Below are 22,337 nucleotides of genomic sequence, written 5' to 3' on the forward strand. Positions count from 1 at the left end.
TCGCCATGCGCCTATATTTCACTAAAATGCACGGCATCGGTAATGACTTTGTTGTTATCGACCTTGTCACCCAGAGTTGTTCACTGCGCGCCCGTGATATCCGCAAGCTGGCGGACCGACATTGTGGCGTTGGCTGTGACCAGGTTTTGGTCGTGGAGCCACCTCAAAACGCTAATGCGGACTTTCGTTACCGCATCTATAACGCCGATGGCGAAGAGGTCGAGCAATGCGGCAACGGCGCGCGCTGCTTCGCACGCTTTGTGCGTGAAAAGAAGCTGACTGGCAAGCGGGTCATTAGTGTTGAGACGGCCAGCGGTATCATCGAGCTACGCGTACTTGCCAACCACGAGGTGGAAGTCCAGATGGCTGTACCGGAGTTCGAACCCGGCAAGATTCCCTTTAACGCACCCGCCCGCGCCGACAGCTATTGGTTGCAACTAGCCGGCCACGCGCGCGAGATTGGAGCGGTATCAATGGGTAATCCGCACGCGCTGCTGCGGGTAGACAGCACCGCCGATGCCGATGTGGCAGGGCTGGGGCCTACCATTGAGTCCCATCCGGATTTCCCCCGGCGTGTCAACGCTGGTTTTATGGAAGTGGTGTCTAGAGAGTTCATTCGACTGCGTGTCTACGAGCGCGGCGCAGGAGAGACACTCGCCTGTGGCAGCGGTGCCTGTGCGGCCGTAGCCTATGGGATATCAAGGGACTGGCTCAGCGAATCCGTGACAGTTGAGCTGCCGGGGGGTAAGCTTTCCCTATCGTGGGGAGGAGAGGGCCAGCCCGTGATCATGACGGGGCCCACCGCGGTGGTGTTCGAGGGAAGCATAAACATCTGAAGCTTCCATGGGGAGCGACACAATAATAGGGGAACCACTCACATGTCCGCCAAAAAAAAGGCCGTTGTCGAGCAACAGGGTGAACTCGAACTCAACGATGAAGCCGTAAGAGAGTACCTCAAGAATCACGACGACTTCCTGCAGCGTCACCCGGATATGCTGGACTATCTGCATATATCCCACGGGTCTGGCGGCGCTGTGTCACTGGTAGAGAAACAGGCCAGCGTCTTGCGCGAACGCAATACGGCATTGCGGCAGCAACTGAAAACTCTGACCGGCAACGCGCGTCACAACGATGTCCTGTTCGACCGGACCCGGATCCTGTTGCTGCAGCTACTCGACGCAGACTCGCGGGAAAACCTTTACAGCACATTTATGCAGGCAATACCGCGGGATTTCGAAATCGAACACGCGAGTATGATTCTCTACAGCGATGATGCTGCCGCAAAAGGCTGGCGCAGTGAAACCCGGGAGACCGTCAACGAACAGATCGGCGGACTGTTCCCCGGCCACAAACCCGTTTGCGGCACGGTGCGGGAAAAAGAGCTGATGTTCCTGTTTCCCGATGGCGACAGCGTGGGCTCGGCTGCTCTGGCACCTCTGGTGCAAGACGAGGAACAGCTGGGCCTGATTGCAGTAGGCAGCGCAGATGCGAATCGCTATAACAGCAAGGTCGATACCCTTTTCCTGACGCACATCGCCGATGTTATGGTGAAGTTGATGTCGCGCCTGCCCGGGGCGGAAGCCTGAGGTCGCGTGGCCAACGCCCTATCACCTGTTCGGCCTGAGGACGGAGCGACCGCTCGTTTTATCCGTTACCTGCGAGATGTGCGCCGCTTATCCCCTCACACACTCAGTAATTATCGGCGCGACCTCGACTCGCTTGCGCATTTCGCCGCGCAACGGGACACGCCAATAGAGAACTTGATAGAGGCGGACATTCGGGCATGGACCAGCCAATTACACCGGCGCGGCCTGGCACCCGCCAGCATCCAGCGCCAGCTCTCTGCAGCACGCTCTTTCTACAACTACCTGGCGCGGGAAAACGGCCATCAACGCAATCCAGCTGGCAGCGTCCAGGCACCGCGAAAACCACGCAAACTGCCCCGAACAATGGACGCAGACCAAGTCAATCAGTTTCTCTCGCAACCGGCCCGCACCGTCATAGAACGACGTGACAAGGCCATGGCGGAGCTGTTCTATTCGTCTGGCTTGCGACTCGCCGAGCTGGCCGCCATCAACATTGACGATATCGACGCCACGCTGCTGACCGTTATCGGCAAAGGCAACAAAGCCCGCACGATACCGATAGGGTCTGTCGCTCGCGAGGCCATCAAGGTGTGGTTGCAGGTTCGTCCGACCATCGGGGCAGACCACCCCGATCGAGACGCCCTGTTTACCAGTAAGCGTGGCCGCCGCATCAGCCCGCGCAGTATTCAGGCGCGCCTGAAGCTGCTGGCCCGAAAAGCAGGGGTACACCAGGATGTGCATCCCCACATGTTGCGACATTCCTTTGCCAGCCACTTACTGGAATCCAGCGGCGACCTGCGAGCGGTGCAAGAGCTGCTGGGACACGAGAATATCTCCACCACCCAGATCTACACCCATCTGGACTTCCAGCATCTGGCAAAAGTCTATGACGACGCGCATCCTAGGGCGAAACGTCGCAAGGAGGACTGAGCTGACTATCTCGGTGATCACGTTCGACCTCGACAACACCCTGTGGGATGTCGAACCGGCGCTATTACGGGCGGAGGAGGCGCAACGGCAGTGGCTTATCACCCACCGACCCGGCGCCATCGAGGTATTCGACCATGATGCCCTGTTTGAATTCAAAAAAGCGGTGTGGAAACGCCATCCTCAGTTGGTGCATAACGTCACCCAAATGCGCCTACAAACACTGTACGAACTCCTGCTGATAGCCGACTATTCCGAGACGGAGGCGAGCAGTGGCGCCAGTGAGGCCTTCGCCGTATTCCTGGCGGAGCGACACAAGGTGGTGCTTTACGAGGAAGCTCTGTCCATTCTGGAAACACTGGCCCGGAGCTATACGCTGGGCGCTCTGACCAATGGCAACGCAGATATCTACAAGACCGACGCCGCCGAATACTTCGACTTTGCTTTTTTGGCAGAGGACATCGGCCGCGCCAAACCCCACCCGGACATGTTCCAGGCCGCGCTTGACAAGACCGGTGTCAAAGCCGACCAAATCATTCATGTCGGCGACGATCCAGATCACGATGTGCAAGGCGCCAATGCTATCGGGATGCGCAGCGTCTGGGTGAACCTACGCGGCAAGCTCTGGCCAGGCGGTACTCGCGCCGATGAAGAGATCGAAAAACTGCAGGCGTTACCCGCCGCGATTGCGCGCATTGCTGCCATGCCCTGAACACCCGTGCTGCCGAGCCGGGTCGTCGCTGCGCCCTCGCAAGGCGCGGCCAACCTTATCTGTCGCTATTCTCCGCAGGGCTATGACCCGGTGAGTACCCGGATGTGGCTTTATTCGACAGCATAAAAAAAGGGGGCCATAAGGCCCCCCAAAACACGCATCGTTAAATGCGCCCGCAAAGTGTGTTACGAACGGCCACTGCCGCTGGCGCCGACGAACTCGGGGTAGGCCTCCATACCGCATTCCGCCATATCGACGCCCTCATATTCCTCCTGCTCGCTGACGCGAATACCCATGACCGCTTTGAGAATGCCCCACACGATGAGGCTGGAGAAAAACACCCAGCCAAAGATCGTAGCAGCACCGATCAGCTGACCGCTGAACGATGAGTTCTCACCGTTGGTGACCGGCACCAGCAGCAAACCCAGCAGCCCGACCACACCGTGGACCGAGATGGCACCGACGGGATCGTCAATCTTCAACTTGTCCAGCATCACGATAGAAAACACGACCAGTACACCGCCCGCCGCGCCAAACAGAGTCGCCTGCACAGCAGTGGGCGTAGACGGCTCGGCGGTGATCGCCACCAGACCGGCCAAGGCGCCGTTCAGCGCCATGGTGAGGTCAGCCTTGCCGAACATGAGTCGCGCCAAAATCAACGCGGCGATCAGACCACCCGCAGCAGCAGCGTTGGTGTTCATAAACACGACCGCCACCGCATTCGCGCTCTCGACGCTGGCCGTTGCCAGCACAGAGCCACCGTTGAAACCGAACCACCCCATCCAAAGGATGAAGGTGCCCAGCGTTGCGAGAGGAAGGTTGGCGCCTGGAATAGGACGTACCGACCCGTCCGCACCGTATTTCCCTTTGCGCGCGCCAAGCAGCAGCACACCGGCCAGTGCCGCGGCCGCGCCGGCCATGTGCACAATGCCAGAGCCAGCAAAGTCAGAAAAACCTAGATCACCCAGCGTGTAGAGGCCGAATACCGGCATCCCGCCCCAAGTCCAGGAACCTTCCATCGGATAAATGAAACCGGTCATGACCACTGCGAAGGCAAGAAACGCCCAAAGCTTCATGCGCTCTGCCACCGCGCCCGAAACGATAGACATTGCCGTGGCGACAAATACCACCTGGAAGAAGAAATCGGCTGACGGTGCATAGGTCGCCGGTTCTTCTGCCCCGGCGACACCATCGCCGACGATACCGCTCAAGAACGTGGTGATTTCACCCCCGCCGTACATAATCGAATAGCCGCAGACCATGTACATGGTGCAGGCCACCGCATACAGGCTGATGTTTTTCAGCAGGATTTCAGTCGTGTTTTTAGAGCGGACCAGGCCGGCTTCGAGCATTGCGAAACCTGCCGCCATCCACATCACCAGCGCGCCACAGACCAAGAAATAAAAGGTATCCAGGGCGTACTGTAGTTCAAAAATTGAGTTTTCCATGGGCATAGCTCTCTCGTTACGGCTGATTTTTAAGCGTCAGCCGTGGTTTAGTGGATCGTTTTCAGGGTGTTGCTATTGGGTGTTACATTTCAGTCTTTAGATAGCGTCTTCGCCGGTCTCACCGGTACGAATCCGGATCACTTGCTCCAAAGCGGAGACAAACACTTTGCCGTCACCGATCTTGCCGGTATTGGCTGCCGTCGTAATGGCTTCGATAGTCTGGTCGACTACGCCGTCAGCGACAGCCACTTCAATTTTGACCTTGGGCAGAAAGTCGACGACATATTCAGCCCCACGGTACAACTCGGTATGGCCTTTCTGTCGGCCAAAGCCCTTGACTTCGGTTACGGTGATGCCCTGGACGCCTATCTCAGAGAGCGCTTCGCGCACATCGTCCAGTTTGAAAGGTTTAACAATGGCCGTAATCAGTTTCATAAAAATCTCCAGTCTGAGAGTCGGCCAGAGATCTGGCCGACTCGGTGCAGAATGCTGCTATTAAAAGCTCTTGGCGATGCTGAATACTGCGGTGTCGTCGCAGGCATCTGCATCGTTAAAGCAGTCATCGGTATCGAGGTCGGTACCAACCCACGCCACCGAAAGATCCACACCCTTGAAGGTGTAAGTCAGCGTCACTGAGTAATCAGTGTAGGAATCTTCTCCCGTTGGAAAGAAATCCTTCTCATCGAAGTCGTTATAGCCGGCATGCAAACCCAGTGAAAAGTCTTCCGCGAAGGTAAGGCTATAGTCTCCGGAGTAGTACCAGAACTTTCCAGTCTCGGCGTAATAGTCATTCGAGTAGGTAACACCGATGGTCAGATCACGCCAGGACGGCTTGATGTAGAACTCCTGATAATCGCCCTTGGGGTCAACCGTGTCACCCGGGTACTGATAATAGGTGTACCCTACGTCAATACCGAAGTCAGTATCACCAATCGGGCCAGACCAGCCCGCGTAGTAGTCAATCTCCATCGTGCCGAAGCTACCGGTGTCGTTGTCGCTGCCGAAGTCGACGGAAGACGCCCAGGTGCCCAGATAAAAGCCCGGTTCCCAGCTGGCATCGAATCCACCCTGGACGGCCGCATCTGTGCCTGTTTGCGAGATGCCGCGGAAGCGGTAATCGCTCACCAATGCGACATTCGCACTCACGTCAAACGCTTGTGCGGCAGTCGCCCCTATCCCAGACAACAACGCCGTGGATACGGCTGCGGTAATCAGTTTCTTGTTTAACATGTTTCTTCTCCCTTAGGATTAAAGTCATAAAACAGACTCTCTAACGTGTCAGGTAATCGCTGCGGGCACTGTGTGTGCGCGTTGCCGGTCTGTCACAGAGAACAAAGCAGAGTCTGTGCCAATTAGTATATTCTTTAGGAATATCAATAAGATATTAACTAGTGCCGAAATAGTGTACGCCGCGAAGCGCCCGCAAAACGCACTCATACGGTGCGTTGCACAATAAGCGTGCGGATTTTCGCACTGTGCCGACTCGCTGATTTGCTCTACACTTCGGGCTCTCATGCGGTCTCGCGCAAAGGCTCACTTACATGGCACCAAAACCCCCTCCTCCCCCCTGGGATCTACTGCAACAGGCGAGCGCCCGGATGGGCGGCGAACTGGACAAGGGCGCGCGCGCCCTTGCGCAGTCAGCGCTATCTAAGCTGGACGTGGTCAGCCGGGAGGAATTTGATGCACAAAGCGCGCTGCTCAAGCGCACGCAAGAGCGTGTCATTGAGCTGGAAAACACTCTGGAGGCGCTGGCGAAAGCACTCGAAGAGGGCAACAGCGAGGCGTAGTGGCCGCGGTTCTTTGCTACACCTCCGCACGGCGGCTGTATTCACTCATTTCAGACCAATCAATTCATCCACCCGCGCGCCTCGCATACACTGCCAGGAACGTCATGGACAGGGCGCAGGATGGCGATGGAATTATCGGTGTTGTACAGTCGCGCCCTTTGCGGCCTGGACGCCCCTCTGGTGCAGGTCGAGACACACCTGGCCAACGGCCTCCCCGCGTTTCACATTGTAGGCCTGCCCGAAACGGCTGTGCGCGAGAGCAAGGACCGCGTGCGCAGCGCGATAATAAACTCCCATTTCGAGTTCCCTGACCGACGGATCACCGTAAATCTTGCCCCCGCAGACCTGCCCAAGGAAGGCGGCCGCTTCGACCTCGCCATCGCGCTGGGCATACTCACCGCATCCGGCCAACTGCCTGTCAACGATCTGGCACTCTACGAATTTCTGGCGGAGCTGGCACTCGACGGGAGCCTTCGCGCTGTCCGCGGCAGCGTCGCCTCAGCTATCGCCGCCACGACCAGCGGGCGCCGGCTGGTGCTGGCTCAGGAAAGCGCCGGCTCTGCGGCACAGGTTCCGGGCAGCAAGATTATTGCCGCAGCAGATATCCTTACTCTGTGCGCCCACCTCAATGGCCGCGCAACCCTGCAGAGCGCCAGCCCGGACAATACGCTGGCCGCCGCAGCATACCCCGATATGGCTGACGTGGTCGGCCAGACTGCAGCGAGGCGCGCCATGGAAATCGCGGCCGCCGGGGGCCACAACCTGCTGTTCTGCGGTCCGCCCGGAACCGGCAAAACCCTGCTGGCTAGCAGGCTACCCGGTATATTGCCTCCTCCCCGCAGCAGAGAAGTCCTCTACGGTCTGGCCCTGCGGGATATTGAGGGTCTTCCCACGGGCACACCGAACCGCCTGCAGCGCCCCTTTCGCAGCCCCCACCACAGCGCCACCGCCACCTCTCTGACCGGCGGTGGCGGCAGTCCTCGCCCGGGGGAGATTTCGCTGGCGCACGGGGGCGTTCTCTTTCTGGACGAGTTACCTGAATTTAACCGCCGCTGCCTGGAGTCACTGCGCGAGCCCATGGAATCCGGTGAAATCACCCTGACTCGCACCAGGCGCCGAGTGACCTATCCAGCCCGCTTTCAATTAGTAGCCGCCATGAATCCATGCCCTTGCGGGTTTCTCGGTGACCCTGAGCGCTCCTGTCGTTGCAGGCCCGAGCAAGTCCAGCGCTATCGAGCGAGGCTGTCGGGACCGCTTTTGGACCGCATTGATCTGCACGTGACGGTGCCGCGCCTGCCACCCAGTCAACTGCTGTCTCGCACAGCATCGGCAGAAGCCTCGGCGCCAGTCCAGGCTCGCGTGACACGCTGCAGAGAGATTCAGCAGGCCCGCCAGGGTTGCTCCAATGCCGGGCTCACCTCGGCAAGCCTGCACAGCGTCTGCCAGCTCGGAAAAAAAGAAACCCGCCACCTGTCCACTGCAGCGCAGCGTATGCATCTGTCCGCAAGGGGGCTGCACCGCAGTCTCCGTGTCGCCCGCACCATCGCCGATCTGGAGCAACAGGACACGGTTAGCGCGCCGCATCTCGCTGAGGCGCTCGCCTACCGACAACAGACTGAATAAATCGGCGTAATAACAAGATTTTCAAACCGGTCCCGCCAGACTGCTGATCACGGGTTTACCACAGGCCGAAGGCCATGCCACACTGGCTCGCGTAACCCTGTAAATAATGACGTGCTCGCCCGCAACGCGCGGTCGATGTGCCGGAGCGCCTTCATGGACCAATGCCCATTCGCCAATCTACTGGACCCCGATACTTACGCCGAGGGCATGCCCTATACAAGGCTTAAAGAAATTCGCGAAGCCGGGCCTGTTGTCAAAATTGAAGACCCTATTAGCGGCACACCCTACTGGGCGGTAACTCGCATTGCTGAGATGGACGAGGTCTCGAAAAACCCGGCGCTGTTTTCCTCCGCGGAGCGCTCCGCTTTCCCGATGGAATACGATGACGCTATCGTCGAAATGCAGCGCTTTACGATCATCAACATGGACCCGCCACAGCATCAAAAAGCGAGACGCATCGTACGCAATGCATTCACGCCCAAGCGTGTCGAATCCTACGCCGCCAGATTTCGGGAACACGCTCGCCTCATCGTCGATGCCGTTGCCCGACGTGGCGAATGCGAATTCGTGGAAGAGGTTGCCGCTGAACTGCCTTTGATCGCTATTCTTGAATTACTCGGCGTACCACTGCAAGACCGTAAGCAGTTTTTCGACTGGACCAACACGATGATCTTTGCCGACGATCCGGACATGGCGACCTCGATGGAGGAGGGTCAGCTGGCCGCGATGGAGGTCATTACCTACGCGCTGGATATCGCGGCCACGCACCGTCGATCACCAATGGACAATATCACGGGCGCGCTGCTGGACGCACGATTGGGCGGCGAGCCCATTCCCGAGGAGATGTTTGGCTGGATGTTTATCCTCATACTCGTTGGAGGCAACGAGTCCACCCGCACCGTCATCGCACAGGGTATGCGCTTACTGATGGAGCATCCTGCACAATTGCAGTATCTGGTAGACAACCCGGAGAAAATTGGCAATGCCTGCGAAGAAATACTGCGCTATAACACCGCGTTTATCTCCATGCGACGCACAGCCATGGCAGATACCGAACTGGGTGGACAGCCCATCAAAAAGGGTGACAAGGTCATCCTCCACTATCATGCCGCCAATCACGACGAACACGTCTTCGGCGACGACGCCATGATGTTTGACATCACGCGCGCGGAACGTATGCCAGATCTTTACAGTCATCTGCGCTCCTTTGGTATCGGCCAGCATTTTTGCATTGGCTCTCACCTGGCGCGGCTCGAGCTCAACATCATGTTCGAGGAAATTATCCCGCGATTGCGCAACCCCCGGCTACAGACTGATCCAAAGTTTGTGCGCTCTTTTTTCGTAAATGCCATGAAGGAAATGCACATCGCCTTCGACCCTGAGGCGGAAGTGCCAGCGGCCTGATGTTACAGACCAAGAAAAAGAGGCATTGAGCGACACACAACTGAAACCAGAATGCTTCAATAAACCATACACTGGGCAAACCGCTAGATATTTCGTGCTGTGTGCACTAATCTTCGGTCTGCATTCTTGTTAAGCACAGCGGAGCATCCGTAATGACGATACGAAACACCCTGGCAGCCATCTGCTTTTCTATTTTCACCGCCACCCCTGTTCTCGCGGCAGTCGCACCGGATCAGGCGGCGAAGCTTGGCAAAGAGCTGACACCCGCCGGAGCAGAGATGGCCGGCAATGCCGACGGCAGCATCCCAGCCTGGAACCCGGACGGCACTCCCGTCCCCGAGGGCTTTGTAGCGGGTTCAGATAATTACATCGACCCCTATCCTGATGAGAAGCCGCTCTATACTATCGACGGCAGTAACTGGCAGGACTACGCCGACAACCTCACGGCGGGCTCCATAGCCCTGTTTGAAAAATTTGGTGCCGACGGATTCAAAATGCATGTCTACCCCACTCACCGAGGAACCATCAGGCCCGAGTGGTTTTATGCCAATTCGATCAAAAATGCCACACAAGCCACGCTGATAGAGGGCGGCCAGAAAATTGAGGGCAATCTTCCGGGCGTACCCTTCCCGATTCCCGAATCCGGACTGGAGGCCATCTGGAACCACATGATACGTTACGCCGAGGACGCGTCTGTCGTCTCTGACGTTTATTACGTCGGCGCCAACGGCAAGCCTATTCTGGCCACGACCGGCTCCTCTGTCTCGGTATTTCCCATGTTCAAGAACCCGGATGAAGTGGTCGGCGAAGCGGTGTGGGGCAAGCTGCGTATAAATTACGACGCACCGCCACGCCGCGCCGGGGAAATCCTTTTGGTACACGAGCCGGGCGCAGACTACACCAAGGGCAAGGGCCGCAAGGCCTGGCAGTACCTGGTGGGCCAACGCCGTGTGCGTCTGGCCCCGGCCGTGTCTTTCGACACGCCCAATCCAGCGGTGGCAGGCACCTCGACGTACGACGACGCCTTCATTTACAACGGATCGCCGGAGCGCTATGACTGGGAGCTGGTTGGCAAAAAAGAGCTGATCGTCCCTGCGGGCAACTACGAGATGATTTTCCAGGCGAATATAGAGGATCTGCTGGGCGACAAGTTTCTCAACCCCGACATGATTCGCTGGGAGAAGCGCAGGGTTTGGGTAGTCGATTCCCGGCTCAAGGAAGGCAGCCGTCACCTCTATTCCCGGCGCACTTTCTACCTCGACGAGGACAGCTGGGCGGCCTGGTCCAGTGACATGTATGATGGCCGCGACCAACTATGGCGCGTGCAGTTCGCCTACCCCGTCAACCTGTATGATCGCGCGTCCGGATTCGGCTCGGCCTACGGTGCGTATGACCTGCTGCAAAACATCTACAACTTGAGCGGGAAGCCCGTTCCCGGAAAGTACAAGAACGGTGTCACCGTGAAAGAAAAATACTTTACGCCCGAGGGCATGGCGAGACGCGGCATCCGCTAACCTTGTAAGAAATGAAACAGCCGGCCCTCTTGCCGGCTTTTTTATCTCAGTCATTGTTACCGCTCGATACCCTCAGGCAAACGTTTCCCCTCGCCTTGCCATGTCGAGCAGCAACATCGGCGGCTCGAATACCTCGCCATACTTCGTGGCCAATACTTTCGCCCGCTCGGCAAAGGCGCTCGCGCCATAAGCATTAACACACTGGAATACGCCACCAGTGTGGGGCGGGAAGCCAATACCCATAATCGACCCAATATTGCCGTCACCCACACTGGTGATGACACCCTCCTCCAGGATCCTGATGGCTTCCAGCACCTGAGGGAATAAGAGACGATCCCTGACATCTTCGAAAGGCATGTCGACATAACCCTCTGCGGCAAACAGGCCCTTCAGGCCGGGCCAGGTGACCGTCTTCTTTCCAGTATCGTCGTAATCGTAAAACCCGGCACCCCTCGCCTGACCGACGCGCTTCGCCTCTTCCACCATGATGCGGATAACTTCCGACTCCGGTGCCGACTGCCAGCTCTCACCCGCGGACTCTGCATCAGTTCGCTGCTGGTTTGCAGCATGGTAAGCCGTCTCCAGCGAAATACTGTCCAGGGTTTCGAGCGGCCCCATGGGCGACCCGTTCATGCGGGCACCATTCTCAATAAGGGCAGGGTTGACGCCCTCTGCCAGCATGCGCTGTCCCTGCGTAATGGTCTGCCCAATGACGCGGGTGGTAAAAAAGCCCGGAGCATCCTTTACCACGATAGGTTTCTTACCCAACTGCTGAGCAAGATCAAAGGCGCGAGCCAGGGCCTCCTTCGACGTTTCATTGCCCGTTATAATTTCAACGAGGGGCATGCGCTCCGCCGGAGAAAAGAAATGCATGCCAATGTAGTTCGCTGGGCGGGCAGAGGCTTGCGCCAGCTCAGTGATCGGCAGCCCCGAAGTGTTGGAGGCAAACACCGCCTTCTCGGAGAGTACCGCCTCTGTCTCTGAGGTCACCGTAGCCTTGATCTCCCGGTCTTCGAACACCGCCTCAATCACAAAGTCACAATCAGCGAGATCCGTTACATCCGCCGTGGGGTGAATACGCGCAAGAATCGCCTGCGTTTTCTGTGCGTCGATACTGCGGCTTTTCTCACACGCGCTGCTGGCGTACTCCTTACCTCTTTCCGCATTACCGAGGGAGACGTCCTTTAACACCACATCAATGCCGAATTTTGCGGCGTTGAATGCAATGCCCGCGCCCATTACGCCCGCACCGAGGATGCCGAGCTTTTTCACCTCAGTCTTACCGAAGCCGTCCGGCCGGGAAGCCCCGCCATCCATCGCATTCATTTGCACAAAAAAGGTGGTCATCATGTTGCGTGCCACCTGGTCCAGCAACAGGCGCTGGAAGTAGCGGGCCTCAACCACGTGGGCCGTGTCGTAATCCACTCGCGCAGTATCGATGACAGCAGCCATAATGACTTGCTGCGCGGGCATGTTGCCCCACGTCTGTACCATCACGTTCACGGGGCCAAAATACGTCAGCCCCTGCGTCGCAGGATCAGAGGGGGCGCCACCAGGAATGCGATAACCAGGTTGCTCCCAAGGTTGTTTCGCGTCGGGGTTAGCAAGTATCCAGGCCCTCGCTTTCTCTGCCATCTGCTCTTCTGACGCCGCCAGCTCGTGGATCAAACCTTTTTCCAAGGCCTTGTCCGCTGTGAGCTGTTTGCCCTGGGAAATCAAGCCCACGGCCTGCTCCATACCCAGCATGCGCACCATGCGCACCACGCCGCCAGCGCCGGGCATCAGGCCCAGCATAGCCTCGGGCAACCCAACCTTTACGCTGGGGCGATCCAGCGCAATCCGGCGGTGACAGGCCAGCGCGATTTCGTAACCACCACCCAGGGCGGGGCCGTTAATGCCGACCACCACTGGCACGCCGAGCGCCTCCAGGCGCCGCAGGGGCGCTTTCGCCTCGACAATACCATCGAGCATCGCCTTACGCTCTTGATCCGAGGGGTTGAGGTCCATTTCCAACATCATGGTGATATCACCGCCGGCAAAAAACTGCCCCGGCTTACCCGAACGAATATAGATGCCCTTGATATCGTCCTTCATCGCCTCCAGCTCACCCAGTGCCTTCGGCATGGCCTTGGCATATTCGTCACCCATCACATTGACGTCTTTTCCGGGCTGGTCGAAGACCAGATCCACGATGCCATCCGCATCCTTTTCCAGTCGTATGTAACTCATGTCTTTACTCCAATACGGCCCATATCAAACTCGCTCGATGATCGTTGCAATGCCAATGCCGCCACCGGCACACAGGGTTACCAGTGCGGTATTCAAGTCGCGGCGCTCCAGTTCATCGAGTACGGTACCGAGGATCATTGCGCCGGTGGCACCGATAGGGTGGCCCATGGCAATTGCACCGCCGTTCACGTTGATCTTGTCATCGGGTATATCCATCAACTGCTGGAAGCGCAACACCACGGCAGCGAATGCCTCATTCAGCTCGAACAAATCGATGTCCGAAGTGGCCATACCTGCCTGCTGCAGTGCCTTCTCGGACGCGGGCGCTGGACCTGCCAACATAATTGTCGGCTCGGTTCCGGTCAGTGCGCAAGTACGAATACGAGCGCGTGGCTTGAGACCCTGATCATCCCCTGCCTGCTTATTGCCGAGCAAAACAAGCGAAGCGCCGTCCACTACACCAGAGGAGTTTCCTGGGGTATGAATACATTCCACTCTCTCTACCTGAGGGTACTTGAACTTGAGAAAGTCCCCGTGACCGAAATCGTTGAACATGGTGAAAGAGGGGTTAAGCCCGGCAAGACCCTCAGGGGTGGTTGGGCGAATCAACTCATCATGCTGCAGCACGTTAACGCCGTTCAAGTCTTTCACTGGAACAATCGACCCGTCGAAATATCCGTTATCCCGCGCGTGGGCCGCCCGGGCCTGAGACTGAGCCGCGTAACGATCCACATCCTCACGCGTGACACCATCCAGTTGTGCCATCAGGTCAGCGCCCAGGCCCTGTGAAATACCGTAGCTCTTCATTGCGACCCAGGCATCCCCTGCAGCGGCCCCCGAGGCACCAATGCCGAGGCGCGACATGCTCTCTACTCCGCCGGCCAGGCCCATGGACTCGATACCGGACATGATTTTCATCGCCACTGTATTTACCGCATCCAGACCACCCGCACAGTAGCGATGCAACTGGGCACCCACGGTCACATCGTCCCAACTGGAGTAAACCAGCGCTGTCTTCGCAATGTTCTGGCCCTGTTCGTTGACCGGCTCGCCCGTAGCGCAAACAAAGTCTGTGACCTGGGTGGTGTCCAGCTGGTGACGGGATTTCATCTCCTCCAGCAGGTTAGTCACCAAATCGATCGGCTTTATTTCGTGTAAGCCCCCACCGGGTTTACCCTTGCCCCGCGGCGTGCGAATCGCATCGTAAATATAAGCTTCTTCACTCATTGGACACCTCTAACCCTCATGCCGGGCAGCCGCCGAAATAGCGGGACTGCAGATTCAGAATTGCAAACATACCTTTTAGAAAAGACGCCACAAGGTGAGAAACTGATTTTCCGGACCCCGTATGCGGATTTGAACCATGAAGACGCCGACAGTGTGCTGTCGGGCCAAAAGACACTGGTCGATGCCGTCACAACACGCTCTTCTCACGCGAGATACCGCTTTACCTTTCGCCACAATACACGAGAGAATCACCATCAACATGGGCAGCGGACGACAGTAGGATGGAAGGCACTAACACAGTCGACTCAATGAATGCGAGCCGGCCTGGGTTCATCGAGATGCTCGGTGGGGAGATCACCGCCATCGATACCGACGAGAAAACCTGCACGTTTGAATTCACGGTCAGTACCCAATTCTGTCACTCGATCGATGTGGTGCAGGGAGGATTTATCACGGCTATGTTGGACGCAGCAATGTCGCATGCCGTGTTCGCGACGGTGCAGGGCATCAGCGGCGTATCCTCGCTGGAAATCAAAACCAGCTATCTGGAGCCAACACGGGCGGGCACCCTTCGGGTTGTGGGCCAGGTTGTCAAAGACAGCTACAAGACCGTATTCCTTGAAGGCAAAATGTATAACGCGGAGGGGCTGCTCTCAGCCACCGCCAGCTCAGTGGCTAAGCTTGTGCGAGCGAGCTGACTAACAGCCCGCCGGGGGGGGGGGCGACACCGTCGTCGCCGAATCGGACCGGATCATCAGGTGATGAACGCTCACTGTGTCAGCCGTCACAGTCGGACCCACCTGACACCATCAATCGTTAGCGAACTCTGCGGGCCCTCGCAAGCAAGACAAGGCCAAGGCCTAAGAGAAAGGAGGTAGCGGGCACCGGAACCTCATCAAAATCGGGCACGACAGCGCCCGTTGCGTAAGCTTTATCGCCATTAAAATCGCAGTCGTCTTCGTCATCCGGATGAGTCGAACCCGACGGGCACACGTGGCGCCCACGCACTGCAATCAGCCCCCAGTCAGAATCGCTGATCCCCGCCAGCGCACTGTCATTCACGCTAAAGTTGAAGCTTTGTATACCATCGTATTTGCGCCTGCCCAGCCTGAAGACAAACTCCCACTCATCATCCGGGTCCGCCAAGGGCGGGTTGAGCCCATTGATGTTACAGCCCGAGCCGCACGCGTTCGATGAAGAGTCTGTTTTTTGTATATTCACCCTGCCGGCGGTCACATAGGGCTCCCATGAGACACCCGACAGCACAGGCGTATCCGTCAGATCAAAATCCCCCAGATCGATAAAGAGACCCAGACCCTCCGCATCCCAGGGGTCGACAGTAAAGACAAAATCCCAGGTCGAGGTGTCCTCGTTGTGCTGCACCGTGACCACGTAGCTACCGGTCGGGGAGCTGTTACTGGTCCAGCTGTCATAGAGAACCGCGCCATGGGAAGCAACCGGCAGGCACAGCAGCGCAATCAGAGCCATGACTGTGCCCCATCTTTCTCCGCTGCAGCTGTTTGACATCATATTCTCGTGCCTCGTTTTACGCGGGAAACCGCGCAACTACATCACCGGCCATACTCACTGGCGGGATAGGGAGGATTTATAGGCTGGGAACGCACTGCGAGCAATATGAGAAATCCCCATTTTTCAATTATTTAAAAAAATGGGGGCTTATTTGCCATATTTTTATTATTAAGGTGCCTTTAGGCAAAAATAAAGGCCTTTATTGTCATTATTTTTTATATTAAGTACAAAATCACGGATATAACGCGGGAGTGGACAGACTCAGCTTTGGCTGCTGCTACCGGCACACAGTAGCGTCTCGCCGCCACGGGGATCAGGGGCGGCCCACCGTTCCTGCTGGCCGCACAACCGCTCTCTGCCGGGATAACATCAGCGCCTGCTCGTCGGTTGCCTCGCCGATCCGTTTCTCACTTTTTTCGCAAGCAGAAGAAGGCCCAATCCTACCAATAGCGCGGTACCGGGCACCGGGACCTCAGGAGCCAAGTAACCAGAAGCATAGGCTTTGTCCTTGCTATCACAGTCATCGTCGTCATCGGGCAAGAGGTCCCCCGAATCGCAGAGATGGCGCGACGCCACCGCCATCAACCCCCAGTCCGACTCCGTAATCCCGGCCAGTGCGCTATCATTGACGCTGAATCTGAAAAACTGCACGCCATCGTAACCTTTATCAGCCAGCTCAAAGACCAACTCCCACTCGTCATCCGGGTCAGGCAGAGGGGGGTCGAGATCCTTGATGGTGCAACCCTTGCCGCACTTGTAGGTATCCTTATCCGTGTATTTTACATCCACGTCGTCGCCGTCTCCCTCTGTGGGATACCAGGACACATTGCTCACTACTGGCGTATCGGTCAGATCATAGTCTCCCAGGTCGACGAACAAACCCCGCCCCTCTGCATCCCAGGGGAGAACAGTGAACACGAAATCCCAGGTCGACGCAGACGTATTGTGCTCTACCGTGACGACATAGCTGCCAACGTTTGAGTTATCACTCGTCCAGGTGTCGTAAATAAGCTTTCCGTGGGCGTTAACAGGCATCCACAGCAGCGCCACCAGCAGCGCGAGGAATCCGGGTGCCGTCAGCAGGCTTCTACAATTATTTATTTGTCCCATGAGCGCGCTCCGTGCGTGTCCTTGCAAGCAAGACAAGACCGAGGCCTAACAGGAAGCAGGTGCCAGGCACCGGAACCTCATCAAAATCGGGCACGACAGCGCCCGTCGCGTAAGCTTTATCGCCATTAAAATCGCAGTCGTCTTCGTCATCCGGATGAGTCGAACCCGACGGGCACACGTGGCGCCCACGCACTGCAATCAGCCCCCAGTCAGAATCGCTGATCCCCGCCAGCGCACTGTCATTCACGCTGAAGTTGAAGGTCTGTATACCATCGTATTTGCGCTTGCCGAGTCTGAAGATAAACTCCCATTCATCATCCGGGTCCGCCAGGGGCGGGTTGAGCCCATTGATGTTACAGCCCGAGCCACAGGCCTTTGTGTCTGCGTCTGTGTCGTAAAGAGTAATCCGCCCGTCTGTCAGGTAGGGCTCCCAGGACGTGCCGGTCATCACGGGCGTATCGGTAAGATCAAAATCCCCCAAATCGACAAAAAGACCCAGACCCTCCGCATCCCAGGGGTCGACAGTAAAGACAAAATCCCAGGTTGAGGTGTCCTCGTTATGCTGCACCGTGACCACGTAGCTACCGGTCGGGGAACTGCTAGTGGTCCAGCTGTCATAGAGAACCGCGCCATGAGAGGTAATCGGCAGGCACAGCAGCGCCAAGAGCGCCGCGATCAGCCTCGGTGCATCCAGCCTGCTTCTGTGTCCTCTTCGTGTCATTACTTCTCCCACAACTACATCACGCTCTTTTGCGCTTTTTACTCTGCGTCGACGCAAGCACAACGAGCCCGAGTCCGATCAATACCGGCGTGCCGGGCACCGGAACCGCCGGCGGCGGTGGATCCGGGTCAATAACACCCGTCCCGTAAGATTTGTCACTGCCATCGCAATTATCGTCACCGTCGACCAGGGTCGTGCCCGGAGGGCACAACTGCTGCGAACGCACCGCCATCAAGCCCCAATCGGCCTCGGTAACCCCGCTAAGGGCAGCGTCGTTCACACTGAAGTTATACGTCTGGATGCCATCAAAGCCCTGCTCTCCCAGCCGGAAGACAAACTCCCACTCACCGTCCGGATCCGGCAACGGGGCTTTGAGGCCATTGATGTTGCAGCCCTTGCCACAATTGCTTGAACTGGTATCTGTGTCCCATATCACGACACCACCGTCTGTCACAGCGGGGTCCCAGGAAACATTGCTTAGCAGGGGCATAGCGCTGAGATCGTAATCACCCAGGTCAACAAACAGGCCAAGGCCCTCTGCATCCCATGGATCGACGGTAAATACGAATTCCCACGTTGAGTCGACAACGTTGTGATCGATCGTGACGGTATAGCTGCCAGACTGGGCATCATTGCTGGTCCAGTCGTCATAGGTGACCATGCCATGAGTGCTGCCCGCTACCCAGAACAGCAAAGTCAGCACCGCGAGGAATTCCGCGGATTTCGGCCATTGCCTATTACGCCCTGTCACCATCAACCAAGCCCTCATCGGTTTCTGTCGCATAATTCAGCTGTTGCGCTGCTTAACTTCACTTTGGAAGAGCGCATCATGCGGAGAAAACACCACTGCCTGATGATTACCATGCGGGTTTCATGCCAAAACTATATATATGTTATATTTCAAATATTTATAGTATTTTTCGTATAGTCATTATTAGGCTGGTGTAAAAGAAGCTGACACCGGGATACCCGCTCAGGCATGCCCCGCAGCGCACTGCGGCCGCGTCAAATTAGCCAAATTCATCCGCCGGTACGCGTGTTGCCTGCATTGTTTGATAAACTAGCGAGCCTCTCCTACGGTGAAACCAAGCGAATACGTGACACAACTCAACACTAGCCAGAGGGAAGCCGTTCACTACATTGACGGCCCACTGCTGGTGCTAGCAGGCGCCGGCAGCGGCAAAACCAGCGTTATCACTCAAAAGATTGCCTATCTGGTATCGACCTGTGGGATCAAACCCTCCCGCATTGCAGCGGTGACCTTTACCAACAAGGCTGCTCGAGAGATGCGCGACAGGGTGGGTCGACTCATGCCCGCTCAGGCTGCCGAGGGGATCACCGTTAGCACCTTTCACCAACTTGGTCTGCGGATCATCCGAGCCGAGCTGAAGGCGCTAAAACTTAAAAACGGATTCTCCATCTTCGATGGGGACGATACCCGAACCCTGCTAAAAGACCTGTTGGTGCAAGCTCATGGCTCCGATGGCGACCAGGCCGCCACCATTGCCCAGCGCATCTCCAGCTGGAAGAACGATCGCGTGTTGCCCGCAGAGGCCCTTGCCCGATCCAACGGACCCGCCGACGTACTCTGCGCACAGGCCTACCAGCGCTATCAGCGCGCACTCAAGGCCTATAACGCGCTGGATTTTGACGATCTCATACTGCTGCCTACTCTGCTCTTCGAGCAACACGCCGATGTTCTGGAGCGATGGCAACAGCGCCTTCACTACCTGCTGGTGGATGAATACCAGGACACCAACTCAAGCCAATACCTGCTGGTTAAACAGTTGGTCGGTATGCGTGGCGGACTCACCGTTGTCGGCGACGACGACCAGTCCATCTACGCCTGGCGAGGTGCGCGACCGGAGAATCTGGCCCTGCTACAGACGGATTACCCCCACCTGAAGCTGGTGAAGCTCGAGCAGAACTATCGCTCCACAGCGCGCATTCTGAGGGCGGCCAACACCCTGATCGCCAACAATCCCCATGTCTTTGAAAAACGGTTATGGTCAGAGTTGGGCTACGGCGAGCACTTGCGCATTATCCGCTATGCCGATGAACAGGAAGAGGCGGAACAGGTTGTCGTCGAAATACTGGATCACCAATTGCGCAAACGCACCCGTTTCGGCGACTACGCCATTCTCTACCGGGGCAACCATCAGTCGCGCCTGGTTGAGCTCGCACTGCAGCAGCAGCAGGTGCCTTACCACCTCAGCGGGGGCACCTCATTTTTTGCGCGCAACGAAGTCAAGGACGTCATGGCTTACCTGCGTCTGCTCATGAATAAAAACGATGACAATGCCTTCCTGCGTATTGCCAACGTCCCACGCCGCAAGCTGGGCACCTCGACCCTGGAGGCGCTGGGACACTATGCCAATACCCATCGCTGCAGCCTGAGCCTGGCCTGCAGCCGGATCGACAGCGGTGCAGTCTCCGAGGCCGGACTGGTGCGCTTGCGGGCTTTCCACACGTGGATGGATACCGTCCGCCGACGTTGCGAGGGCGGCGATGGAATTGCGGCAGTGCGGCAGTTAGTGCGCGATATGGATTACGAAGACTGGCTGCTCCAGAACAGCTCCAGCGAGGACGTGGCCGAGCGACGCATGAGCAATGTCCATTTTCTGATCGACTCACTGCAAAGGGTCATGGCCAACGAACAGGTCGCCCTGGATGAGGCGGTTTCGCGGCTGATACTGCGCGACTTGCTGGAGCAGCAGGACGAGGAGACAAAAGGCCCCGATAGCGTGCAACTCATGACACTGCATGCCGCCAAGGGACTGGAGTTTCCCCACGTTTACATTATCGGCATGGAAGAAAAACTACTACCGCACCGGGTAAGCCTGGATGAGGACTCCATTGACGAGGAGCGTCGGCTGGCCTATGTGGGAATTACGCGGGCCCGCGAGACCCTGAGCATGACCCTCGCCAGTACCCGTCGCCAGTTCGGCGAAACCATCAAGTGCAAGCCCAGCCGTTTTATCGACGAACTGCCGCAGGATGACCTGCGCTGGCAGGGCGAGGGCGAGGGCAGCGAGGAAGCGAACGAGACTCGCGCCCAGGAGACGCTGGCAGGACTAAAGGGCCTGTTCGGCTGATGCTGCAGCTTTCGCCGGCAAGCCCCCGCAGCAACGTCCGTATTGATAGGAACCCCTCGTGACAAACTGGCTCGACAAGCACTTCGCCATTGCCGCCAGCGGCTCCAGCATTGGCACTGAAGTCATTGCAGGCACCACGACATTTCTGACAATGGCCTATATTATTGTGGTGAACCCCGCCATCCTGTCCGATGCGGGCATGGACTTCGACGCAGTGTTTGTTGCTACCTGTCTTGCCGCCGCATTGGGGTCACTGGCCATGGGCTTGCTGGCCAACTATCCGGTGGCAGTGGCACCGGGCATGGGCCAGAACGCGTTCTTCACTTACGCCATCGTAATAGGCGCGGGCTACGACTGGCAAACCGCGCTGGGCGCTGTTTTTCTCTCTGGCGTGTTGTTTGTCCTAATCAGTGTCCTGCCTGTTCGGGAGTGGGTCATCAATGCTATCCCACGCAATCAGAAGCTGGGCATCGCCGCGGGCATCGGTATTTTCCTCGCCTTCATCGCACTGCAAAACGCCGGGATCATCGTCAACAACGATGCCACGCTGGTGGGCCTTGGGGACCTCACTCACTTTGGCCCGGTCACAGCACTGGCGGGCTTTGTGTTGATCGCCGCACTTGCTGCCCGGGGCTTTCGCGCAGCGGTGCTGGTAGGCATGTTGGCCGCCGCCGCCGCGGGATGGCTAACTGGCGAGGCACCTTTCCTCGGCGTGACCGCGCTGCCGCCCTCCCCGGCCCCGGTGCTACTGCAGTTGGATATCGCTGGCGCCTTTAGCCTGTCCATGTTGACTATTGTCCTGTCACTGCTGTTGGTGGACGTCTTCGATACTGCCGGCACTTTGGTGGGCGTTGCCACGCAGGGCAATATGCTCGATGAACAGGGGCGTCTACCGCGACTGCGTAACGCGCTGCTCGCAGACTCCTCCGCCACGCTATTGGGTTCGCTGCTGGGCACCTCCTCCACCACCAGTTACCTGGAGAGCATATCCGGCGTCTCCGCGGGCGGCCGCACAGGTCTTACCGCAGTGGTCGTGGCGTTGTTATTTCTTGCCTGTCTTGTCCTCGCTCCATTGGCACAAAGCATACCGGACTACGCGACGGCTGCTGCGCTGTTATTCGTTGCTGTGATGATGACACGCAGTCTCGCGCACGTTGACTGGGACGACATGACTGAGGCCTGCCCGGCAGCGATCACCGCACTGACCATCCCACTGAGCTATTCAATAGCCGACGGTATCGGGCTGGGTTTTATCTGCTATCTGCTCATTAAGCTGGCCGCCGGCAGGCACCAGGATATTTCACCGGCGATGGCTGTCATCGCCGCGCTGTTCGCGGTCAAGTTCACGATCTTGTAGGCAGCGCCCTGCTCCCGGCGGGCAATAGCCGCGCTGCGGCAAGGCAGCTGTCATGTCGCTGCAA

The 22,337-nt window shown here is 57.6% G+C and carries 20 protein-coding genes; 11 read left to right on the plus strand and 9 right to left on the minus strand.

The window, feature by feature from the left end:
* The first annotated feature begins 5 nt into the window (after window positions 1-5).
* From dapF to EYC82_RS11055, 4 genes are read left to right on the plus strand one after another with little or no spacing between them, the layout of a single operon-like run.
* Window positions 6-836 carry a diaminopimelate epimerase gene (gene dapF, locus EYC82_RS11040; protein ID WP_279249588.1) on the plus strand — a complete coding sequence of 277 codons (831 nt, stop codon included), beginning with the start codon at window positions 6-8 and terminating at the stop codon, window positions 834-836.
* A 42-nt stretch (window positions 837-878) separates the two neighbouring features.
* Window positions 879-1,586 carry a DUF484 family protein gene (locus EYC82_RS11045; protein WP_279249589.1) on the plus strand — a complete coding sequence of 236 codons (708 nt, stop codon included), beginning with the start codon at window positions 879-881 and terminating at the stop codon, window positions 1,584-1,586.
* Window positions 1,587-1,592: 6 nt separating this feature from the next.
* Window positions 1,593-2,516 (plus strand): tyrosine recombinase XerC, encoded by a 924-nt coding sequence (gene xerC, locus EYC82_RS11050; protein WP_279249590.1) that lies wholly within the window; start codon window positions 1,593-1,595, stop codon window positions 2,514-2,516.
* The gene (locus EYC82_RS11055) at window positions 2,473-3,225 is read left to right on the plus strand and encodes an HAD family hydrolase (protein WP_279249591.1); all 753 of its coding nucleotides are present in this window, start codon (window positions 2,473-2,475) and stop codon (window positions 3,223-3,225) included. Before xerC ends, EYC82_RS11055 begins: the two co-directional genes overlap by 44 nt.
* 185 nt (window positions 3,226-3,410) lie before the next feature.
* On the opposite strand, the gene EYC82_RS11060 is transcribed toward EYC82_RS11055, so the two are convergent.
* From EYC82_RS11060 to EYC82_RS11070, 3 genes are all read right to left on the minus strand, one after another.
* The gene (locus EYC82_RS11060; RefSeq protein ID WP_279249592.1) at window positions 3,411-4,673 is read right to left on the minus strand and encodes an ammonium transporter; all 1,263 of its coding nucleotides are present in this window, start codon (window positions 4,671-4,673) and stop codon (window positions 3,411-3,413) included.
* Window positions 4,674-4,769: 96 nt separating this feature from the next.
* Complete coding sequence (gene glnK, locus EYC82_RS11065) at window positions 4,770-5,108, minus strand: P-II family nitrogen regulator (RefSeq protein WP_279249593.1); 339 nt, start codon at window positions 5,106-5,108, stop codon at window positions 4,770-4,772.
* Window positions 5,109-5,168: 60 nt separating this feature from the next.
* Window positions 5,169-5,903, minus strand: a complete 735-nt coding sequence (locus EYC82_RS11070; protein WP_279249594.1) for a TorF family putative porin — start codon at window positions 5,901-5,903, stop codon at window positions 5,169-5,171.
* A gap of 311 nt (window positions 5,904-6,214) precedes the next feature.
* Here EYC82_RS11070 and EYC82_RS11075 point away from each other — a divergent pair, with 311 nt between their 5' ends.
* The 4 genes from EYC82_RS11075 (at window position 6,215) to EYC82_RS11090 (ending at window position 11,004) form a co-directional block, all read left to right on the plus strand.
* Window positions 6,215-6,463, plus strand: a complete 249-nt coding sequence (locus EYC82_RS11075; protein WP_279249595.1) for an accessory factor UbiK family protein — start codon at window positions 6,215-6,217, stop codon at window positions 6,461-6,463.
* A 126-nt stretch (window positions 6,464-6,589) separates the two neighbouring features.
* Window positions 6,590-8,086, plus strand: coding sequence for a YifB family Mg chelatase-like AAA ATPase (locus EYC82_RS11080; RefSeq protein ID WP_279250690.1), 1,497 nt, complete (start codon window positions 6,590-6,592; stop codon window positions 8,084-8,086).
* A gap of 153 nt (window positions 8,087-8,239) precedes the next feature.
* The gene (locus EYC82_RS11085; protein ID WP_279249596.1) at window positions 8,240-9,490 is read left to right on the plus strand and encodes a cytochrome P450; all 1,251 of its coding nucleotides are present in this window, start codon (window positions 8,240-8,242) and stop codon (window positions 9,488-9,490) included.
* Window positions 9,491-9,642: 152 nt separating this feature from the next.
* Entirely contained in the window at window positions 9,643-11,004 is a 1,362-nt protein-coding gene (locus EYC82_RS11090) for a DUF1329 domain-containing protein (RefSeq protein WP_279249597.1), read from the plus strand.
* Between the two features lie 72 nt (window positions 11,005-11,076).
* Here the strand turns inward: EYC82_RS11090 and EYC82_RS11095 are convergent, their stop codons facing one another.
* Window positions 11,077-13,233, minus strand: coding sequence for a 3-hydroxyacyl-CoA dehydrogenase NAD-binding domain-containing protein (locus EYC82_RS11095; RefSeq protein WP_279249598.1), 2,157 nt, complete (start codon window positions 13,231-13,233; stop codon window positions 11,077-11,079).
* Window positions 13,234-13,257: 24 nt separating this feature from the next.
* Window positions 13,258-14,460, minus strand: a complete 1,203-nt coding sequence (locus EYC82_RS11100) for an acetyl-CoA C-acetyltransferase (protein ID WP_279249599.1) — start codon at window positions 14,458-14,460, stop codon at window positions 13,258-13,260.
* A 281-nt stretch (window positions 14,461-14,741) separates the two neighbouring features.
* Here EYC82_RS11100 and EYC82_RS11105 point away from each other — a divergent pair, with 281 nt between their 5' ends.
* Window positions 14,742-15,158, plus strand: coding sequence for a PaaI family thioesterase (locus EYC82_RS11105; RefSeq protein ID WP_279249600.1), 417 nt, complete (start codon window positions 14,742-14,744; stop codon window positions 15,156-15,158).
* Between the two features lie 118 nt (window positions 15,159-15,276).
* On the opposite strand, the gene EYC82_RS11110 is transcribed toward EYC82_RS11105, so the two are convergent.
* The 4 genes from EYC82_RS11110 to EYC82_RS11125 form a co-directional block, all read right to left on the minus strand.
* Window positions 15,277-15,948: a hypothetical protein gene (locus EYC82_RS11110; protein ID WP_279249601.1), complete on the minus strand. Its 672-nt coding sequence runs from the start codon at window positions 15,946-15,948 to the stop codon at window positions 15,277-15,279.
* Between the two features lie 411 nt (window positions 15,949-16,359).
* Window positions 16,360-17,100: a hypothetical protein gene (locus EYC82_RS11115; protein ID WP_279249602.1), complete on the minus strand. Its 741-nt coding sequence runs from the start codon at window positions 17,098-17,100 to the stop codon at window positions 16,360-16,362.
* Complete coding sequence (locus EYC82_RS11120) at window positions 17,084-17,821, minus strand: hypothetical protein (RefSeq protein WP_279249603.1); 738 nt, start codon at window positions 17,819-17,821, stop codon at window positions 17,084-17,086. Before EYC82_RS11120 ends, EYC82_RS11115 begins: the two co-directional genes overlap by 17 nt.
* 19 nt (window positions 17,822-17,840) lie before the next feature.
* On the minus strand, window positions 17,841-18,524 hold the full coding sequence (locus EYC82_RS11125) for a hypothetical protein (RefSeq protein WP_279249604.1): 684 nt from the start codon (window positions 18,522-18,524) through the stop codon (window positions 17,841-17,843).
* 394 nt (window positions 18,525-18,918) lie between these two features.
* On the opposite strand from EYC82_RS11125, the gene EYC82_RS11130 reads away from it, so the two are divergent.
* Together EYC82_RS11130 and EYC82_RS11135 are read left to right on the plus strand one after the other, a co-directional pair.
* Window positions 18,919-20,916: a UvrD-helicase domain-containing protein gene (locus EYC82_RS11130; RefSeq protein ID WP_279249605.1), complete on the plus strand. Its 1,998-nt coding sequence runs from the start codon at window positions 18,919-18,921 to the stop codon at window positions 20,914-20,916.
* A gap of 58 nt (window positions 20,917-20,974) precedes the next feature.
* Complete coding sequence (locus EYC82_RS11135; protein WP_279249606.1) at window positions 20,975-22,273, plus strand: NCS2 family permease; 1,299 nt, start codon at window positions 20,975-20,977, stop codon at window positions 22,271-22,273.
* The last annotated feature ends 64 nt before the right edge of the window (window positions 22,274-22,337 follow it).

The organism is Candidatus Marimicrobium litorale, from assembly GCF_026262645.1.
Classification (GTDB): domain Bacteria; phylum Pseudomonadota; class Gammaproteobacteria; order Pseudomonadales; family Halieaceae; genus Marimicrobium; species Marimicrobium litorale.

Excerpts from the sequence above, each read along its gene's own strand:
- dapF (WP_279249588.1), top strand. The coding sequence starts at position 6 with ATGCGCCTATATTTCACTAAAATGCACGGCATCGGTAATGACTTTGTT.
- EYC82_RS11045 (WP_279249589.1), top strand. The coding sequence starts at position 879 with ATGTCCGCCAAAAAAAAGGCCGTTGTCGAGCAACAGGGTGAACTCGAA.
- EYC82_RS11055 (WP_279249591.1), top strand. The coding sequence starts at position 2,473 with ATGACGACGCGCATCCTAGGGCGAAACGTCGCAAGGAGGACTGAGCTG.
- EYC82_RS11060 (WP_279249592.1), bottom strand. The coding sequence starts at position 4,673 with ATGGAAAACTCAATTTTTGAACTACAGTACGCCCTGGATACCTTTTAT.
- glnK (WP_279249593.1), bottom strand. The coding sequence starts at position 5,108 with ATGAAACTGATTACGGCCATTGTTAAACCTTTCAAACTGGACGATGTG.
- EYC82_RS11070 (WP_279249594.1), bottom strand. The coding sequence starts at position 5,903 with ATGTTAAACAAGAAACTGATTACCGCAGCCGTATCCACGGCGTTGTTG.
- EYC82_RS11075 (WP_279249595.1), top strand. The coding sequence starts at position 6,215 with ATGGCACCAAAACCCCCTCCTCCCCCCTGGGATCTACTGCAACAGGCG.
- EYC82_RS11080 (WP_279250690.1), top strand. The coding sequence starts at position 6,590 with ATGGAATTATCGGTGTTGTACAGTCGCGCCCTTTGCGGCCTGGACGCC.
- EYC82_RS11085 (WP_279249596.1), top strand. The coding sequence starts at position 8,240 with ATGGACCAATGCCCATTCGCCAATCTACTGGACCCCGATACTTACGCC.
- EYC82_RS11090 (WP_279249597.1), top strand. The coding sequence starts at position 9,643 with ATGACGATACGAAACACCCTGGCAGCCATCTGCTTTTCTATTTTCACC.
- EYC82_RS11095 (WP_279249598.1), bottom strand. The coding sequence starts at position 13,233 with ATGAGTTACATACGACTGGAAAAGGATGCGGATGGCATCGTGGATCTG.
- EYC82_RS11100 (WP_279249599.1), bottom strand. The coding sequence starts at position 14,460 with ATGAGTGAAGAAGCTTATATTTACGATGCGATTCGCACGCCGCGGGGC.
- EYC82_RS11105 (WP_279249600.1), top strand. The coding sequence starts at position 14,742 with ATGGAAGGCACTAACACAGTCGACTCAATGAATGCGAGCCGGCCTGGG.
- EYC82_RS11110 (WP_279249601.1), bottom strand. The coding sequence starts at position 15,948 with ATGGCTCTGATTGCGCTGCTGTGCCTGCCGGTTGCTTCCCATGGCGCG.
- EYC82_RS11115 (WP_279249602.1), bottom strand. The coding sequence starts at position 17,100 with ATGGGACAAATAAATAATTGTAGAAGCCTGCTGACGGCACCCGGATTC.
- EYC82_RS11120 (WP_279249603.1), bottom strand. The coding sequence starts at position 17,821 with ATGACACGAAGAGGACACAGAAGCAGGCTGGATGCACCGAGGCTGATC.